General features: G+C 73.7%; 16 protein-coding genes and 2 pseudogenes. 10 read left to right on the top strand and 8 right to left on the bottom strand.

Annotation, left to right across the window (positions count from 1 at the left end):
• Positions 1-80: 80 nt before the first annotated feature.
• Entirely contained in the window at positions 81-1,220 is a 1,140-nt protein-coding gene (locus tag ACGFZQ_RS15955) for an SGNH/GDSL hydrolase family protein (RefSeq protein WP_393840877.1), read from the bottom strand.
• A gap of 169 nt (positions 1,221-1,389) precedes the next feature.
• Here ACGFZQ_RS15955 and ACGFZQ_RS15960 point away from each other — a divergent pair, with 169 nt between their 5' ends.
• Entirely contained in the window at positions 1,390-1,743 is a 354-nt protein-coding gene (locus ACGFZQ_RS15960) for a VOC family protein (RefSeq protein WP_393840878.1), read from the top strand.
• A 34-nt stretch (positions 1,744-1,777) separates the two neighbouring features.
• On the opposite strand, the gene ACGFZQ_RS15965 is transcribed toward ACGFZQ_RS15960, so the two are convergent.
• On the bottom strand, positions 1,778-2,560 hold the full coding sequence (locus ACGFZQ_RS15965; RefSeq protein ID WP_393840879.1) for a DUF899 family protein: 783 nt from the start codon (positions 2,558-2,560) through the stop codon (positions 1,778-1,780).
• Between the two features lie 289 nt (positions 2,561-2,849).
• Between ACGFZQ_RS15965 and ACGFZQ_RS15970 the strand changes: the two genes are divergently transcribed.
• Entirely contained in the window at positions 2,850-3,674 is an 825-nt protein-coding gene (locus tag ACGFZQ_RS15970; RefSeq protein WP_393840880.1) for an ANTAR domain-containing protein, read from the top strand.
• A gap of 49 nt (positions 3,675-3,723) precedes the next feature.
• Positions 3,724-4,575: a YihY/virulence factor BrkB family protein gene (locus tag ACGFZQ_RS15975; RefSeq protein WP_393840881.1), complete on the top strand. Its 852-nt coding sequence runs from the start codon at positions 3,724-3,726 to the stop codon at positions 4,573-4,575.
• On the opposite strand, the pseudogene ACGFZQ_RS15980 reads toward ACGFZQ_RS15975, so the two are convergent.
• A pseudogene (locus tag ACGFZQ_RS15980) lies at positions 4,563-5,507 on the bottom strand (PP2C family protein-serine/threonine phosphatase); the annotation flags it as partial. The gene ACGFZQ_RS15975 and the pseudogene ACGFZQ_RS15980 overlap by 13 nt on opposite strands.
• Before the next feature lies 1 nt (position 5,508).
• Here ACGFZQ_RS15980 and ACGFZQ_RS15985 point away from each other — a divergent pair.
• Positions 5,509-5,718: pseudogene (locus tag ACGFZQ_RS15985) on the top strand (response regulator); the annotation flags it as partial.
• 177 nt (positions 5,719-5,895) lie between these two features.
• A complete protein-coding gene (locus ACGFZQ_RS15990; RefSeq protein ID WP_393840882.1) occupies positions 5,896-6,885 on the top strand; it encodes an NAD-dependent epimerase/dehydratase family protein in 990 nt (329 codons plus the stop codon).
• A 31-nt stretch (positions 6,886-6,916) separates the two neighbouring features.
• Here ACGFZQ_RS15990 and ACGFZQ_RS15995 read toward each other — a convergent pair whose 3' ends face one another.
• Together ACGFZQ_RS15995 and ACGFZQ_RS16000 are read right to left on the bottom strand one after the other, a co-directional pair.
• Positions 6,917-8,029, bottom strand: a complete 1,113-nt coding sequence (locus tag ACGFZQ_RS15995; RefSeq protein WP_393840883.1) for a sensor histidine kinase — start codon at positions 8,027-8,029, stop codon at positions 6,917-6,919.
• Between the two features lies 1 nt (position 8,030).
• Positions 8,031-8,771, bottom strand: a complete 741-nt coding sequence (locus ACGFZQ_RS16000; protein ID WP_393840884.1) for a response regulator transcription factor — start codon at positions 8,769-8,771, stop codon at positions 8,031-8,033.
• Between the two features lie 161 nt (positions 8,772-8,932).
• On the opposite strand from ACGFZQ_RS16000, the gene ACGFZQ_RS16005 reads away from it, so the two are divergent.
• From ACGFZQ_RS16005 to ACGFZQ_RS16015, 3 genes are all read left to right on the top strand, one after another.
• Entirely contained in the window at positions 8,933-9,670 is a 738-nt protein-coding gene (locus tag ACGFZQ_RS16005) for a glycosyltransferase family 2 protein (protein WP_393840885.1), read from the top strand.
• A 74-nt stretch (positions 9,671-9,744) separates the two neighbouring features.
• Positions 9,745-10,371, top strand: a complete 627-nt coding sequence (locus ACGFZQ_RS16010; RefSeq protein ID WP_351729544.1) for a DUF2064 domain-containing protein — start codon at positions 9,745-9,747, stop codon at positions 10,369-10,371.
• A complete protein-coding gene (locus tag ACGFZQ_RS16015; protein ID WP_393840886.1) occupies positions 10,368-11,078 on the top strand; it encodes a class I SAM-dependent methyltransferase in 711 nt (236 codons plus the stop codon). The genes ACGFZQ_RS16010 and ACGFZQ_RS16015 overlap by 4 nt, the downstream gene beginning before the upstream one ends.
• On the opposite strand, the gene ACGFZQ_RS16020 is transcribed toward ACGFZQ_RS16015, so the two are convergent.
• Together ACGFZQ_RS16020 and ACGFZQ_RS16025 are read right to left on the bottom strand one after the other, a co-directional pair.
• Positions 10,967-11,491 (bottom strand): hypothetical protein, encoded by a 525-nt coding sequence (locus ACGFZQ_RS16020; protein WP_393840887.1) that lies wholly within the window; start codon positions 11,489-11,491, stop codon positions 10,967-10,969. The genes ACGFZQ_RS16015 and ACGFZQ_RS16020 overlap by 112 nt on opposite strands.
• Positions 11,491-12,729, bottom strand: coding sequence for a molybdopterin-dependent oxidoreductase (locus ACGFZQ_RS16025; protein WP_393840888.1), 1,239 nt, complete (start codon positions 12,727-12,729; stop codon positions 11,491-11,493). The genes ACGFZQ_RS16020 and ACGFZQ_RS16025 overlap by 1 nt, the downstream gene beginning before the upstream one ends.
• Before the next feature lie 113 nt (positions 12,730-12,842).
• Here ACGFZQ_RS16025 and ACGFZQ_RS16030 point away from each other — a divergent pair, with 113 nt between their 5' ends.
• On the top strand, positions 12,843-14,186 hold the full coding sequence (locus tag ACGFZQ_RS16030) for a hypothetical protein (RefSeq protein ID WP_393840889.1): 1,344 nt from the start codon (positions 12,843-12,845) through the stop codon (positions 14,184-14,186).
• A 146-nt stretch (positions 14,187-14,332) separates the two neighbouring features.
• Here ACGFZQ_RS16030 and ACGFZQ_RS16035 read toward each other — a convergent pair whose 3' ends face one another.
• A complete protein-coding gene (locus ACGFZQ_RS16035) occupies positions 14,333-14,794 on the bottom strand; it encodes a MarR family winged helix-turn-helix transcriptional regulator (protein WP_393840890.1) in 462 nt (153 codons plus the stop codon).
• Positions 14,795-14,905: 111 nt separating this feature from the next.
• Between ACGFZQ_RS16035 and ACGFZQ_RS16040 the strand changes: the two genes are divergently transcribed.
• Positions 14,906-15,982: a substrate-binding domain-containing protein gene (locus tag ACGFZQ_RS16040; protein ID WP_351729528.1), complete on the top strand. Its 1,077-nt coding sequence runs from the start codon at positions 14,906-14,908 to the stop codon at positions 15,980-15,982.
• Positions 15,983-16,066: the final 84 nt, after the last annotated feature.

Consider the following 16,066-nt stretch of genomic DNA (forward strand, 5'->3'; position numbering starts at 1 on the left):
GTGCGGTTAAATCTGCGGGTCCAGTCGGACTGTGAACATCTGTCACGGGACCGGCCCGTCCGGCGTTCCGTCCTACCGTCCTACCGCAACAGCCCCGCCTCGCCGAACGACCGGGGCAGGAAGCGGTCCGCCATGCGGGCGTAGCCGGCCGGGTTCGGGTGGAGACCGTCGGGGAGGTCGGCGGTGTCCTCGGGGCCGAAGAGCGTGGTGCCGTCGATGAGGTGGAGCCGGTGGTCACCGGCGTTCCGGCGGCGCTCCACATGCTCGGCCAGCAGCTCGCGGACGCGGGTCAGCGTCAGTGAGCCCACCGTCAGTTCGGCGGGACGGTCGAGGGTGCGGACCCGGCCGTCGGCGCCCGGCAGGGTGGGGCCGGGCCGGGTTTCGGCGGCGGGGCAGACGATGGGGCTGATGACGAGGATCGGCGTGTCCGGGTGCCCGTCGCGGACGGTGTCGAGGAAGCCGTGGAACGCCGGGACGAAGGTGCGTTCCCGCATGGTGTCGCCGGCCACGATGTTGATGCCCAGTTCGAGGCTGATCGCGTCGGCGGGCAGGTCGCGGATGGCCCGGGCCATGAAGGGGTCGAGGTGGCACTCGCCGCCGAGGCCGAGGTTGACCAGGGAGCGGCCCGCGCGCCGGGCGACGATCGCCGGCCAGGTGCCGGTCGGGCGGTCCGCCTCCGAGCACTGGCTGATCGAGCTGCCGTGGTGCACCCACACCGGACCGCTCGCCGGAGCCGGTCGCACCGACGCGCCCTCCGGGATCCGTACGTCGACGAGCTGGGTCGCCAGCGCGTTGGACAGCCAGATCTCGACCCGGCGCTCGCGGGATTCGGCGCCCGGTGTGAACCGTACGGTGGCCGGTGGGGCCGGCTCGTCGTCCAGGGCCATGGTGGCCGGGTCGACATGGACGAGGGTCTGGTCGGAGCTGGTGACGGGGGCCCGCAGTTCGCCGTCGACGACCAGGTCGAAGACGGCGTCGGACGGCTCGGATCCCGCCATCACGACCTGGGTGAGCCGGGCGTCCACTTCGATCTCGGTGGCGTCCGTGAGCATCTCCAGCCGTACCCCGGAGGGCATCGTGCTGACGATCTCGTAGCCGGTGTCCGCCAGTTGGGCGCGTCCGGGGCCGGGAGCCCGGTGCAGGGCGACGCCGGCCGGTCCGGGGGTCTTCTCCAGTGCTCCGACGACACAGTCGAGCGCGAGGGCGAGGACGGAACGCACGTGGCGACTCTCCTTGGGGACGGCGTGGCAGGCTACTCCTTCCCCGGATACCGGCCGATGGTCATCATTCCGCCGCCGACCTGCTCCGGAGCACGATGATCATGCCCGTCCCGGGCATACACGGCCCGCTGCCGACGCCCGTACACCACCCTGCTGGCAGGATGACGGCATGGAACGTGTGCTTGGAATCGGTGGTTACTTCCTGCGGGCCGCGGACCCGGCGGCCCTGACCGCGTGGTACCGCGACTGCCTGGGCCTGGACATCGACAACCACGGGCTGTGGCACCAGCAGGCCGGGCCCACGGTCTTCGCGGCCTTCGAGTCCGGGACCGACTACTTCGGCTCCCGTACCCAGCAGACCATGCTCAACTTCCGGGTCCGTGACCTGGACGCCATGCTCGCGCAGCTCCGCGCCGCGGGAGCGGACGTGGCCGAGGAGACGCAGGACATGGAAGGTGTCGGCCGGTTCGGCTGGGTCATCGACCCCGAGGGCAACCGGATCGAACTGTGGCAGCCCGCCTGACCGTGCCGGCGCCGTGACGTGGACCCGGCCGGTGTCAGTGGTGGTGGCCGTGCCGGCCGAGGGTCTCCACGGGGGTCGCGCCGGGGCGGGTCCACTGCGGCACGGGCCGGCTGGTCGGGCCCCAGGTGGCGTTCCCGTCCGCGTCCGAGCGCCAGGACCAGCAGGCGCTGTCGCCCTTGGGCCAGCCCTCGGGGTTGTCCTCCCATGCCTCGCCGCGGCCGTAGGGCGTCATGTCGAGCAGGCCGAGGGAGCCGTTGACCCGCTCGTTGCCACGGCCCGTCGTGGAGTAGGTGAGGAACACGCGGTCGCCGTCGCGCAGATAACTGGTGAGGTAACCCATGGGCCCGCCGGCCGGTCCCGCCACGTCGCGCACCGAGTACCACGGCTGGGTGTAGCCCATGAACTCGACGTAGGGGGCCACCTCGTCCCACCGGCCGGTGGTCAGGACGGCGTACGACACTCCGCGGGCGTTGAGGTAGGAGGCGTCCTGGAGGTGCCAGGCCGTGGTGGTGCAGCCCTCGCACTGCCCCTGGTGCGGCGCGCCGTCGTGCCACATGTGCTTGTAGACCACGAGCTCGTCGCGGCCCTGGAACAGGTCCAGGAACGGGACCGGGCCGTCGGGTCCGACGACCTCGGCCGTCCCGTCGAACTCCACCATCGGCAGCCGGCGGCGGGCCGCGGCGATCGCGTCGCCCTCACGGGTGTGGGCCTTCTCGCGGACCAGCAGCTCGTCACGGGCGGCCTGCCAGGCGGCCAGGTCGACCACGGGCGGGCGGCCGGGCAGCGCGGTGGTCGGTTCGTCGGGCGTGGGCGTCATGGTGTCCTCCGTGGTGTCCGGTTCCGGGCAGCGTCGTACGACGTGTGACCGACGTCCTGAGACGGTCACCGGAACAGACTCCCGCCCCGGCCGGAACTCATCGCTGCGGGACACTCCGGCACACCGTGGACGGGGTCGTGGGAGCGGGTGGTCTGTCGGAGCGCGGACGGGGCATGCGTACGGTGAGCGCCGATCGGCGCGCTTCGGGCCGTGGACATCCTGGCACGGTGTTCCGGCGCGGGCGGCCGGACGGCGTCACGATCCCGTTGCCGGACGAGGAGGTCTGCCTATGGCCGAGTATTCCCACATCCCTGCCGCGCCGCCGGCCGACGAGCCCGAGGAACAGCGGGCCCTGGACGAGCGCAACAGGCGGCTGGCGCGTGCCGGTGTGGCCCGCGCCGAAACGCTGCTGCTGACGTACTACCAGCTCTCCTCGCGCGAGGAGTCGTTCGAGCTGCTGCGCGACGCGTCCCAGCGGTTCAACCTCAAACTGCACACCCTCGCCGCTGCCGTCGTCCGGCTTCCGGCCCCTGCGGCGACGGCCCCGCGATGGGTCGCGGGCCGTCCGAACGGGGGCCCTCCCCCGCTGCCCGCCCTGGACCTGGACGGAACCCCGCAGGGGCAGGGCGCGGTCCTCGATGCCGCGCTGCGGCGCACACTGCGCATCACGGGAACCCGTATGGGCAACGTGCAGCTGGTGGAGAACCGGCTGCTGCGCATGGTGCGGCACACCGGGCTGAACCGGCGGTTCACCGACTACTTCACCTTCGTCGACAGCGGAACCACCTCGTGCGCGCAGGCGGCCGAGGAGGCGCGGCAGGTCACCGTGAAGGACGTCGGCTCCTGCGACACCTTCGACGAGCGCTCCCGGCAGGTGATCCTGCAGGCCGGCAGCCGCGCCTGCCACAGCGTCCCCCTGGTCAGCCCGAGAGGGGCCGTGGTCGGCATGATCTCCACCCACCACGAACACCCGCTGCACGAGCTGGCGCCGGCCCAGCTGGCCGCGCTGGAGCAGCTCGGCGGCGAGGTGGGCCGCTGGCTGCTCTGGCATCACAACACCGTGGTGGTGGACGCCCTGAACCATCTCCATGTCCGGGCCACCCGCCGACACTGAGCCCAGCTGCTGCCCGCCCCGGCCACCGAGGAGTGAGAGCATCCGTCCCATGGATGATGCGGGCGGTCGTACGGCTCGGTGGTGGGGGGCGCTGCGCCGGACCCCGGTGGCCGTCTGGAACGACGACGTCACGGACTGGGCCGCCGCGCTGACGTACTACGCGGTCCTGGCCCTGTTCCCCGTACTGCTGGTCATCCTCTCGGTCCTGGGTCTGACCATCCCCACGGCCAAGCCGGAGGTCATCGACCGCATCACGCAGGCGGCCCCGCTCGAGTCCCGTGTCCTGCTGCGCGGCACCCTGCGGCAGATGGCCGGTCAGTCGTCGGCGGCCTGGGCGCTGATCTTCCTGGGCGGGGCGGCAGCGCTGTGGTCGGGATCCAGCTACCTGGGCGTCTTCCGTCGGGCGTTGCACGCCATGCACCGGACCAGCTCGCATCGGCCGGTCTGGCGGACCGCGCCCCGCATCATCACCACGGCCCTGGTCCTGATCCTGCTGCTTCTCACCTCCGTTCTGGCGTTGTTCCTCACCGGCAGCCTGGTCGCGTTCCTGGGCCGGGCGCTGGATCTCGGTACCGGGCCGCAGGCCGCCTGGCACGCGCTCCGGTGGCCCGTGGTGGTCGCGGTCACCGTCGTCACGGTGCTCGTCCTGTACCACTCGGGCCCCGAGTCCTCCCGCCCCGTCGGGAAGATGGCGCCGGGCGGTGTGCTGGCCGTGGTCCTCCTGCTGGCCGTCTCGCTGGGCTGTAGCCTCTACACCTCCCATGTCGGCAGCTACCACCGGCTGTACGGCTCGCTGGGCGGCGTCGTGATCTTCCTGGTCTGGCTGTGGCTGTCCAACCTGGCGCTGCTGACCGGCGCCCAGTTCAACGCGGAACTGGCGAAGACCCCTCAGGAGGAGTGAGCCGGGCCGCCGGACGCGCCCGTGTTCCAGTCCAGGCGCAGGACGGCGAGGTCGTCGGTGTGGCGGTCCGCGTTGAGGGCGCGGTGCGGGCGATGAGCCGGTCCAGGTGGGTGCCGGGATCGGGCGTGTGCAGCGTGTCGATGATGCGCAGCAGGCCGTCCACTCCGAGCCGGTCGCCGGAACCGTCCGCGAAGCCCTCGATGAGTCCGTCGGTGTAGGCGATGAGCGCTCCGTCGGCGGGCAGCGCCAGCGTGGTGGCGGGCCAGTCGCCCAGTCCTGGTGCGATGCCGAGCGCGATGCCGTGGGCGGCGGTGACCTGCCGGGTGCCGTCGGGGGGGGACGAACAGGGGTTCGTGATGGCCGGCCAGGTGCAGGGTGAGGGTGGCGGCCCGCGGGTCCAGGGTGATGAGGGAGCAGGTGGTGAACAGGTCACTGCCCGCGCGTTCGGCGATGTGTATCTGTTCCAGCAGGTGCAGCAGGTGCTGGGCGCGGTGGCCGCCGAGGGTGAGCGCGCGCCAGGCGATGCGCAGGCAGACCCCGAGCGCGGCGGCGTCCGGGCCGTGGCCGCTGACGTCTCCGATGATCGCGTGGACCTGCCCGTCGTCGGTCTGGACGACGTCGAGGAAGTCACCGCCCAGCAGGGCCTGGGCGCGTCCGGGGTAGTAGCGGCTGGAGGCGGTGACGGCGGTCGAGGACAGCAGTGGTTCGGGCAGCAGCCCGCGTTCCAGGCGGGCGTTCTCCTCGGCGCGCAGCCGCCCGAGCTGGAGGGCGGCGTTGGCGAGTTCGGCCTGCTTGCGCTGGACGGCGTAGCGGACGGCGCGCTGCATCAGGTCGGGTTCGACCTTGCCCTTGACGAGATAGTCCTGGGCGCCGGCGGCGAGGGACTCGACTCCGGCGCGGGGTTCGTCCAGGCCGGTCAGGACGATGGCTTCACTCGCCGTGGTGAAGGAGGACGCGGAGCTGCGGACCATCCCGGTCGTCGTACTGACCACGTCCGTCGCTCCCGACGACGTGACCGGCGCGTACCACCACCACGCCAACGCCTACGTCACCAAGCCCGTCAACCTGGCGGAGTTCGAGACGGCGGTGCGCAGCATCGACGCCTTCTTCCTCGACATCGCCGTCAAGCCCCCCAAGGCGTAGGGGCGCCCGACTTCGTCCGCGCCGGCTTCCACGCCTCCCAGGACGGCGAACGCGTCATCTCGTCGACTGCGCGCGGAGGAGGCGTGAGACGGCCGGCTCCGGTGCCACCTCTTACGGAGTCGTGACGTGCGGGCGCGGTCGCGTGGTCCGGTGCCGGGGCGGGCCTAGCGTGGCCGTATGCGTGTACTGGTCACCGGCGGTGCCGGGTTCATCGGGTCCCATGTCGTCGAGGCGCTGGCGGCGCGCGGGCACGAGGCGGTCGTGTTCGACGTGCGCGACGATCCGGGCGCCGACGTACGCAATCCGGCGGCGGTCGGGCGGGCGCTCGCGGGCATGGACGCGGTCTGCCATCAGGCCGCGATGGTCGGGCTGGGGGTGGGGTTCGGGGACGCGGCGGAGTACGTCTCCCGCAATGATCTCGGTACGGCCGTGCTGCTCGCCGCGATGGCCGAGGCGGGGGTACGGCACCTCGTGCTGGCCGGGTCGATGGTCGTGTACGGGGAGGGCCGGTACGAGTGTCCGCGCCACGGTGTCGTACGGCCGGGGCCGCGCGCGGTCGCCGATCTGGAGGCCGGGCGGTTCGAACCGCACTGCCCGGTGTGCGGTGCCCGGCTGGCGCCCGGGCTGGTCGCCGAGGACGCGCCGGTCGATCCGCGCAACGTGTACGCCACCACCAAGCTGGCCCAGGAGCATCTGGCCGCCGCCTGGGCCCGGTCGACGGGCGGCTCGGCGGTGTCGCTGCGCTACCACAACGTGTACGGGCCCCGGATGCCCCGTGACACCCCCTACGCGGGCGTGGCCTCCTTCTTCCGTTCGGCGCTCGCCCGGGGTGCGGCGCCCCGGGTGTTCGAGGACGGGCGGCAGCGCCGGGACTTCGTGCACGTCCGGGACGTGGCCGCCGCCAACGCGGTCGCCCTGGAGGCACGGCCGGAGCCGGGTGCGCTGACCGTCTACAACACCGGCAGCGGCGAGCCGCACACCGTCGGCGAGATGGCCCGCGCGCTGGCCGAGGCCCATGGCGGGCCGAGGCCGGTGGTCACCGGGGAGTTCCGGCTCGGGGACGTACGGCACATCACCGCCGACTCCTCGCGGCTGCGGGCCGAGCTGGGCTGGAAGGCCGAGGTCGGGTTCGCGGAGGGGATGCGGGAGTTCGCGAGGGGCGCATAGCCCCCGGACGGACCGGTGGTGCTGCCCACGATCACGAAGCGGCGGTGGGCAGCACCACCTCGAAGCGGCAGCCGCCCGGGATGTTGTGTACGGTGGCCCGTCCCTGGTGGGCCTCCACGATCCCGCGCACGATGGCGAGGCCGAGTCCCGCGCCGGCAGGCGGCGTCCGGGCGTGGCTGCCGCGCCAGCCGGTGTCGAAGACGCGCGGCAGATCCTCCTCGGGGATGCCGCCGCAGCCGTCCGTGACGGACAGGACGACACCCTCGGGACCGCGCTCGGCGGCGACCGCGACCGTGCCGTCGGGCGGCGTCCGGCGGATGGCGTTCACCAGCAGGTTGCCCAGCACCCGGCTCATCTCCTTGCCGTCCACCTCGACGGGCAACGGCTCCACCCGGTCGCCGACCAGCCGTACGCCCAGCTCGCGCGCCAGCGGGTCGGCGCCCGCGAGGGCGTCGCCGACGAGGTCGTACAGCGACATCCGGCTCGGGCTCAGCGCGAGCGTCCCGGCGTGGATGCGGGAGAGCTCGAAGAGGTCGCCGACCATGTCGTTGAGGCGTTCGACCTCGGTGCGGATCTGCTTCAGATAGCGGTCCGGGTCGGTGGCGACACCGTCCTCCAGCGCCTCCGACATGGCGCGCAGACCGGCCAGCGGGGTGCGCAGGTCGTGCGAGATCCAGGCGACCAGCTCCCGGCGCGAGGTCTCCAACGCGCGTTCCCGTTCCCGGGACTCGGCGAGCTTCGCGCTGGTGGCCGCCAACTCACGGCTCACCTCGGCGAGTTCGGCGGTGGCCGGGACCGCGGGCACGGCGAAGTCGCCCTCCTCGCCGAACGAGCGGGCCGCCAGGGCGAGTTCACGGCTGCGGGCGCCGACCCAGCGGCCCAGTATCAGCGCGCTGGCGAGCGAGACCGCGGCCGCCATCGCGACCACCGTCGTCACCACCGACAGGTCGTGCGAGGAGAGGAACATCGCCCAGGCGACGGCCAGAGTGCCGGCGAGCATCGCGACCACGCCGACGGCGGCGACCACGGCGATGGACAGGGTGAGCGAGCGGCGCCGGAGCAGGCGCAGCGCGGCCGCTCCGGCGAGCCCGGTGAGGGCGGCACCGGCCAGGGCGTACAGGGCGATCAGCAGGGTGTCGCGCATGTCAGTCCACCTCCTGCTCGTCGGCGTCGGGATCGAAGCGGTAGCCGACGCCCCACACCGTCTGGATCAGCCGCGGCCGGGCCGGGTCGTCCTCGACCTTGGCGCGCAGCCGGCGGACATGGACGGTGACGGTGGACAGGTCACCGAAGTCCCAGCCCCACACCTCGCGCATCAGGTCCTCCCTGCCGAACGCCCGCCCCGGGTGCCGCAGGAAGAAGGCGAGGAGGTCGAACTCGCGCAGCGTGAGGGCGAGTTCGGTGCCGTTCTTGGTGGCACGGCGGGCGTTCGGATCGAGGGTGACCCCGGCGGTGGAGAAGGAGTACGCGGCGGGCGCGGGGCGGGCGCGGCGCAGCACCGACTCCACCCGCAGGACCAGTTCGCGGGGGCTGAAGGGCTTGGTGACGTAGTCGTCGGCGCCGACCTCCAGGCCCAGGATCCGGTCGTCCTCGTCACCGCGCGCGGTGAGCATGATGACCGGGACGGGGGCGTGGCCGCGCAGTCGCCGGCAGACCTCCAGGCCGTCCATGCCGGGCAGCATCAGGTCGAGCACCACCAGGTCCGGCCAGTGGGCGGTGGCGCGGCGCAGTGCGGTGGGGCCGTCGCCGGCGTGGTCGACCAGGTAACCGGCGCGGTCGAGATACCCGGTGACGACCTCGGCGACGGTCGGATCGTCGTCGACGACCAGGACCCGGGCGGCGGCGGGGGCGGCCCGGTCCTCGGTGAGCTCGTACGGCTGATGCATGCACCCACCCTCGCACCGGGCCGTCGCGGGTGTCGCGCCCGAGGGTGGGCACCGGGTGCGACGTCCGCGTTTCGTAAGAAACCGGGGAGGTGGGCCGCCGGTCCCGACGTCCGCGTTTCGTAAGGAGCCGACGCCCGGTATGTCCGGTTCACGTTCGTAGGGTGACAACCGTGACCACCTCACCAACCTCTCCGACGACGGACGTGGACGTCGTCCTCCCCTGTCTGAACGAGGCCGAGGCCCTGCCCTGGGTACTCGGCCGGATCCCGGCGGGCTGGCGGGCCCTCGTGGTGGACAACGGCTCCACGGACGGCTCGGCGGACATCGCCCGGGCGCTCGGCGCGACCGTCGTCCACGAGGCGCGGCGCGGCTTCGGCGCGGCGTGCCATGCGGGGCTGACCGCCGCGACCGCCGACATCGTCTGCTTCTGCGACTGCGACGCCTCGCTGGATCCGGGGCTCCTCGTGCCGTTCGTGCGGGAAGTCCGCGACGGCGAGACGGACCTGGTGCTCGGCCGACGGCGACCGCAGGGCCGGGGTGCGTGGCCGGCGCATGCCCGGGCCGGGAACCTGGCGCTGGCGCGGATGCTGCGGCGCCGTACCGGGCTGCGGCTGCACGACCTCGGTCCGCTGCGGGCGGCGCGCCGTGAGCCGCTGCTCGCGCTGTCCCTCGACGACCGGCGCAGCGGCTATCCGCTCCAGATGGTGGTGCGGGCGGCGGACGCGGGGTGGCGGATCACCGAACGCGATGTGGCGTACCTGCCGCGCACCGGCACGTCCAAGGTGACGGGGACCTGGCGCGGCACGTGGCAGGCGGTGCGGGACATGAGCCGGGTGCTCAACGAGCCACCCCGGCTGCGGGCCGGTGGGGGCTGGTCGCGCAGTTCCCCGCGCCCCTGACGGGGCGCGCTGCCAGCGCCGGTAAGTGACATCCCCCCGCCCCCACCCACCCGCACCAGCCAAGGAACCCCCACATGACCACCCTTCTCGTCATCGCGAAAGAACCCCGCCCCGGCAGGGTCAAGACGCGGCTCACCCCGCCCTTCACACCCGAGCAGGCCGCCGCGCTCGCCGAGGCGTCCCTCGCCGACACCCTGCGCGCCGTGGCCGGGACCCCCGCCACCCGCCGCGTCCTGGTACTCGACGGAAACCCCGGCCCCTGGCTGCCGCCCGGCTTCGACGTCGTACCGCAGTGCGCGGGCGGCCTCGACGCGCGCCTCGCCGACGCCTTCGCCCACTGCTCCGGCCCGGCCCTGCTCATCGGCATGGACACCCCCCAGGTCACCCCGGCCCTGCTCACCGTGGACTTCGCGGACCGCGACGCGTACTTCGGTCCCGCCGAGGACGGCGGGTTCTGGGCGCTGGGGCTGGCCGACCCGGACCCCGCGCTGCTGCGCGGGGTGCCGATGTCCACGGCGGAGACCGGCGCGGTCCAGCGGCGGCGGCTCGTCGCCGCCGGGCTGCGGGTCGAGGACCTGCCGCGGCTGCGGGACGTGGACACCGCCGCGGACGCCGTCGCCGTCGCCGCCCTCGCCCCGCACGGCCGCTTCGCCGCCCGCCTGGCCCGGTGCACGGCGCACAGCGGGACGGGCCGCCGATGACCACCTCACCGCCGCTCGCCTGGACCGGCGCCGACCCTTACGCCGCCGCCCTGCGCACCGGCCGGGGCCCGCTGTTCCTGCGCCGCACCGACGGGTGGCTGCTGCCGCTGGAGGTCGAGCGCTGGTGTGCCCGGGCCGACCCGGTCGACCGGCAGGTCCTGGACCGCTGCGAGGGCGCCGTCCTCGACGTCGGCTGCGGCCCCGGGCGGCTCGTCGCCGAGCTCGCCGCCCGGGGCCGTACCGTACTCGGCATCGACGTCAGTGCGGCCGCCGTCGACCACACCGTGCGCCTCGGCGGCCAGGCGCTGCGCCGCTCGGTCTTCGAGCCGCTGCCCGGCGAGGGCCGCTGGGGCACCGTCCTGCTGATGGACGGCAACGTCGGGATCGGCGGCGACCCGCGCGACCTGCTGGACCGGGTGGCCGAACTCCTCACTCCCGGCGGCCTGTTGATCGCCGAGACCGCACCGGTGGACGTCGACGAACGCGCCCATGTCCACCTCACCGACGCCCACGAGGCGGTCGGCGCCCCCTTCCTCTGGGCGCGGCTCGGCACCGCGGCCCTGCTGGGGTACGCGTGGGGCTGGGAGCGGGCCGGTCAGTGGGCGGCCGGCGGGCGCCGCTTCGTCGCCCTGCGCAGCCGCCACACCAGCAGCAGCGCCGAACCGCCGAAGAGCACGGCGGTGATCAGCAGCCAGCGGGCCAGGTAACCGTCCGAGGACAGGCCGGTGGCCGTCCGGTAGTGCCCGGCCACCATCCCGCTGATCAGCGGGAACCACACCAGCAGGAGCAGCGCGGAGAGCGCGGCCGGGACGCGGACGTACATCGCCCTCCCCGACGGCCCCGAGGGCGCGGGCGGTACCCCCACCCGGCGCCCGGCGGCGCCCAGCCCGCGTACCGCGGCCCGGTCGGCCAGCGAGTACAGCGGCAGCAGGACGAGGTCGTGCAGCAGGGCCGCCCCCACCACCCACAGCGTCACCCCGAGCCAGTCGCCGGCCAGCAGCCGTACGCCGGCATAGGCGGCGAGCGCGAACGAGCAGGCCAGCAGCAGGATGTGGAGGGGGTTGCCGAGCGGGAGGCGCGGCCGCCGCAGCAGGGCGCCGACGGGCAGGGGCGAGCGCATCACAGGTCTCCGAAGGTCATCCGGGCCACCCACTTGGTGTTGAGCACACCGGGCGCGGCGGGCACGATCACGCGCGCCGGGTAGCCGTGGTCGGGGGACAGGTCCTCGCCGTTCACCTGGAGGGCGAGCAGGGAGCGCGGGTCGGCGACCTGGTTGGCGCGCAGGGCCGCGCGGCGGAAGGCGCCGTGCAGCTGGAGCGACTCGACGAGCACGTCCGGCGGGTCGCCGTCGTAGCCGACGAGTGCCGCGAGGTCGCGCAGCCGCACCCCGCGCCACCACTGGTCGGAGGTCGACCACCCCTCGACGCAGGCGATGGGCAACGCGGCGCTGTGCAGGGGCAGTCGGAGGAGTTCGGTACGGCTGAGCCGGACCGTCCGGCCGTCGCGTCCGGTGACGACCAGCCGCCAGGCCTCGCCGCCGGTCGCCCTGGCGTCGATCCCGGCGTAGGCGGCCGTCTTGTTGATCTGGAAGCCGTCCGGCCCGCTGCCGGGGTCGGCTCCGCCGTGCGGCGCGAGCAGGGCGGTGCGCCGCAGCGCGCCCCCGATGCTCTGCCCGGCCGTGGTGACGAGCAGCAGCAGGGACGCCCCGCCGACGAACCACAGCGCCCCGCGCCGGGAGACGGTGGCCGTGTCCGGCCTTGGTGCCGCCAACTCGGCCTCGTCCCGGCGCCGTTGGCGAACGGCCCGGAGCGCCGTCGGTGTCTTCAGCGCGGCATGCGCGACGAACGCGGCGAAGAACACCCAGGCGCCGTAGAAGTGCAGGGGGTAGAAGGAGCCGGGGAAGACGTAGTCGAGCTGGACGTTGAGGACACCGGTGGTGAACTCGAAGAGGCCGCCGCCGACCAGCAACAGCAGCGAGATCCGCTCCAGCGCGTGGGCGAGGGAGCGGGCCGGGGGCAGTGTGAACAGCTTCGGCACCACCGACCACAGCTTGGCGAGCAGCACGGGGATCAGGGTGACGCCGAGGGTGACGTGCAGGCCCTGGGTGAGCCGGTAGAGCCAGTACGGGTTCGTCGGCCACGAGAACAGGTAGAAGCCGAGGACGCCCTTGTCCGGGGTCTGGTCGTTCACCGGGGCCAGGTTCGGGTTGTAGGCGGCGTACGACACCAGTCCGGTCACGAACAGCACGGTGATGCCGGCGAGCAGCACGAGGCCGAGCACCGAGGTGAACCAGGTGCCGCGCAGCGGGCTGCGCCAGAAACCGGGTGAGGTGGGAAGCCGTGGGTCGTCGTGTCGCATGGTCCGACCGTAGGCCGGGAAAACCCCGGGAACGGGTGCGCGACCCATGACGAAAGTCTGACGTCAGCCGCCTGATCCACTCTTTCGCCCGGTCGCCGACCTAGCGTTCCGGTGTGACCCGCGCTCCCCGCCGTGATCGCCCCGCCGATCTGTACGCCGCCCTCGCCGCCGCCCTGCTCGTGCTCGTCGCCGTCCTGGTCGGCCGGCACCTCCAGAACACCTACCGCGTCCTGTTCGTGCACTGGCCGCCGCTGTTCGCCGACTGGGACCCGCACGTGGGCCCGGGCACTCCGGCCGCCGTACTGGTCGCGGCCGCCGTGGTGGCGTACGGGCCGAACCTGGCGGTGCGGCTGCCCTGGCGCGGGCTGCTCGCCGCCGCCTGGGGCACCTGTCTGGCCTGGACCTGGTCGCTGGCGCTGGTCGACGGCTGGCAGCGGGGGGTGGCCGGCCGGCTCACCAGCCCGAACGAGTACCTCACGGTCATCGGCCGCTTCCACGACATCCCGGCGACCCTGCGCGACTTCACCCACCACATCGTGAGCGGCACTCCCGCCCCCTGGCCGGCCCACATCGCCGGACACCCTCCGGCGGCCACCCTCACCTTCGTCCTCCTGGACCGGGCCGGGCTGCACGGCGGCGGCTGGGCGGGCGCCTGGTGCATCACCGTCGGGTCCACGGCCTGTGTCGCCGTGCTGGTCGCGGTGCGGGCGCTGGCCGGTGAGCGGCTCGCCCGGCGGGCCGCGCCGTTCCTGGCGCTGGCCCCGGCCGCCGTGTGGGTGGGCGCCTCGGCCGACGGGTACTTCGCGGCGGTCGCCGCCTGGGCGGTGGCCCTGCTCGCGCTGGCGGTGACCGGACGGTCCGTGGCGTGGGCGGCGGGCGCGGGACTGCTGTACGGCCTGACCTGCTACCTGTCGTACGGCCTGACGCTCTTCGCGCTCATCGGGGCGGCGGCGCTGGTGCTCGGCCGGCGCCGGGTCCGGGCGCGGCCGGTGATCCTCGCCCTGCTGGTGGCGGGGGCGGCGGTCGTCCCGGTCGTGTTCACGCTCGCCGGGTTCGACTGGTGGGAGGGGTACCGGCTGCTGGTCACCCGCTACTACCAGGGCATCGGCGGCACCCGCCCGTACGGCTACTGGGTGTGGGCCAACCTGGCCTGCACGGTGATCATCACCGGCCTGGCGACGGTGGCGGGGCTGCGACGGGCGGGCGCCACGCTCGTCCACCGCCGTACGGCGGGCTCCGCACCGGTCCGCCTCGCCTTCCTGGTGGCGGTCGCGCTGCTCGCGCTGCTGGTCGCCGACGTGTCCGGGATGAGCAAGGCGGAGACGGAGCGCATCTGGCTGCCGTTCGCGATGTGGCTGCTCCCGGCCTGCGCGTTCCTGCCTCGCCCGCGCGCCTGGCTGACGGCACAGGCGCTGCTCGCGCTGCTGCTGAACCACCTGCTGTTCACCGGCTGGTGACACCTCCGCCGGTGATTGCGCCGCTCGCCCGCTGAAGGCCGTCGTCCGGACATCGCCGTTCACGCCCGGCCGTCCGGGAGGCGGCGGCGCTGTGGCCCGCCGCGGCGATACACGTCCGCGAGGACCGAACAACCCGCGCGCGAGCGTCAGACGGGCCGGGCCGCGCTCGGTGCGTCGGCCGTCCGGGCGTCGGCCGCCGCCGTGAGCCGGGGCAGCAGCCGGGCGAGCGCTCCCCCGTCGGCTGTCTCGGCGAGCAGCCGGGCCTGGTCGGCGCGGACCCGGCGGGCGGCGCGCCGGTGCAGGTCCTCGCCGCGCGGGGTGAGGTGGAGCAGGACGCGGCGGCGGTCGTGCGGATCGGGGCGGCGGTACACCAGGGCGCCGGCGACCATGCGGTCGACGAGCTTGGTCAGGCTGGGCGCCGGCATCAGCGCGTGCTCGGCGATCTCGGACATCGGATGTCCCTGGCCGTCCCCGACGATCGACAGCACACGCCACTCCTCGACCGTGCAGTCCTCCTCGGCCAGTACCGCGGCCAGCCGTTGCACGACGCGTCGCTCGGCGTGGCTGAGGAGGTGGGCGAGGTCCGGCGAGGAGGGTACGGACGGCATTGCCGGTGTCCTTCCGGTAGGTCTACTCTGCGCGCAGAATACGAGCCTCCGCGAGGGCGCCGGGGCCCGGGACCGGAATCCGCTCCCCATGCCCCTCACGGAGGTGGCCTGATGCACAGGGCGCCGCCGAGCGACCCCTCGGGTACACCCCTGGTCGTCGCCCTGGTGGTGCCGTTGCAGGGACCGGCGGGGGTCTTCGGGCCGTCGTGCGAGTCGGCCGCGCGCCTCGCCGTGGAGGAACTCAACGCCACGGGCGGTGTGTTGGGCCGGGAGGTCCGGCTGGTCACGGTGGACGGCGGGGCACCGCCGCGGCGGGTGGCGGCCGAGGTCGGGTCCCTGGTCGCGCCGGGCGCCGTGGACGGGGTGGTGGGCTGGCACACCTCGGCGGTGCGGCAGGCGCTGCTGCCCCGGATCGCGGGCCGGGTGCCGTATGTCTACACCGCCCAGTACGAGGGCGGCGAGCGGACTCCCGGCGTCTTCCTGACCGGTGAGACCGATGCCGCCCAACTGCTGCCCGCGATGCGGCTGCTGGCGGAGGCGGCCGGGGTGCGGCGCTGGTGCACGGTGGGCAACGACTACGTCTGGCCCCGGGTGACCGCCCGTACGGTACGGGCGTATGCGCGGGAGTGCGGGGGCCGGGTGCGGGACGAGGTGTTCGTGCCGCTCGGGACGGAGGAGTTCGGGCCGGTGCTGCGCCGGGTGGAGCGGTGCGAGGCGGACGCGGTGCTGATGCTGCTGGTCGGGGCGGACGCGGCCCGCTTCAACCGGGCGTTCGCCGGCTACGGGCTGCACCAGCGGTGTCTCAGGCTGAGCACCCACATGGACGAGAACATCCTGCTGGCCACGGGTGCGGAGGCCACCGACGGGCTGTGGGCGACGGCCGGTTTCTTCGAGACCCTCGCCACCGCCGAGAGCCTCGACTTCAGCGCCCGCCACGCGGCCAGGTTCGGTGCCCACGCACCCGTGGTGGGCAGCCCGGGCGAGTCGTGCTTCGAAGGGGTACGGCTGCTGGCGGCGCTGGCCGAGCGGGCCCGGTCGCTGGACGTGCGGACGATGTGCGCGGTACGGGACTCGGTGTCGTACGAGGGCCCGCGCGGTGTCGTACGGCTGCACGGCAACCATCTCGCGCAACGGCTGTATCTGGCGCGGGCGGACGCCTTCGACTTCCACATCGTCGCCCAGCTCTGAGCCCAACTCCCCCATCACGTCCAATACTTCCCACGGGAAGTATCAAGCTTTGTCTTTTAAAGCAGGTGAAACGTTCGGGAAACA

Origin of the sequence: Streptomyces sp. NPDC048254 (assembly GCF_043201895.1) — a bacterium.
GTDB lineage: Bacteria > Actinomycetota > Actinomycetes > Streptomycetales > Streptomycetaceae > Streptomyces.

Bases quoted from the DNA above. Each gene is read 5' to 3' on its own strand.
- ACGFZQ_RS15960 (WP_393840878.1), top strand. From the start codon at position 1,390: ATGGAACGTGTGCTTGGAATCGGTGGTTACTTCCTGCGGGCCGCGGAC.
- ACGFZQ_RS15965 (WP_393840879.1), bottom strand. From the start codon at position 2,560: ATGACGCCCACGCCCGACGAACCGACCACCGCGCTGCCCGGCCGCCCG.
- ACGFZQ_RS15970 (WP_393840880.1), top strand. From the start codon at position 2,850: ATGGCCGAGTATTCCCACATCCCTGCCGCGCCGCCGGCCGACGAGCCC.
- ACGFZQ_RS15975 (WP_393840881.1), top strand. From the start codon at position 3,724: ATGGATGATGCGGGCGGTCGTACGGCTCGGTGGTGGGGGGCGCTGCGC.
- ACGFZQ_RS15990 (WP_393840882.1), top strand. From the start codon at position 5,896: ATGCGTGTACTGGTCACCGGCGGTGCCGGGTTCATCGGGTCCCATGTC.
- ACGFZQ_RS15995 (WP_393840883.1), bottom strand. From the start codon at position 8,029: ATGCGCGACACCCTGCTGATCGCCCTGTACGCCCTGGCCGGTGCCGCC.
- ACGFZQ_RS16000 (WP_393840884.1), bottom strand. From the start codon at position 8,771: ATGCATCAGCCGTACGAGCTCACCGAGGACCGGGCCGCCCCCGCCGCC.
- ACGFZQ_RS16010 (WP_351729544.1), top strand. From the start codon at position 9,745: ATGACCACCCTTCTCGTCATCGCGAAAGAACCCCGCCCCGGCAGGGTC.
- ACGFZQ_RS16015 (WP_393840886.1), top strand. From the start codon at position 10,368: ATGACCACCTCACCGCCGCTCGCCTGGACCGGCGCCGACCCTTACGCC.
- ACGFZQ_RS16020 (WP_393840887.1), bottom strand. From the start codon at position 11,491: ATGCGCTCGCCCCTGCCCGTCGGCGCCCTGCTGCGGCGGCCGCGCCTC.
- ACGFZQ_RS16025 (WP_393840888.1), bottom strand. From the start codon at position 12,729: ATGCGACACGACGACCCACGGCTTCCCACCTCACCCGGTTTCTGGCGC.
- ACGFZQ_RS16035 (WP_393840890.1), bottom strand. From the start codon at position 14,794: ATGCCGTCCGTACCCTCCTCGCCGGACCTCGCCCACCTCCTCAGCCAC.
- ACGFZQ_RS16040 (WP_351729528.1), top strand. From the start codon at position 14,906: ATGCACAGGGCGCCGCCGAGCGACCCCTCGGGTACACCCCTGGTCGTC.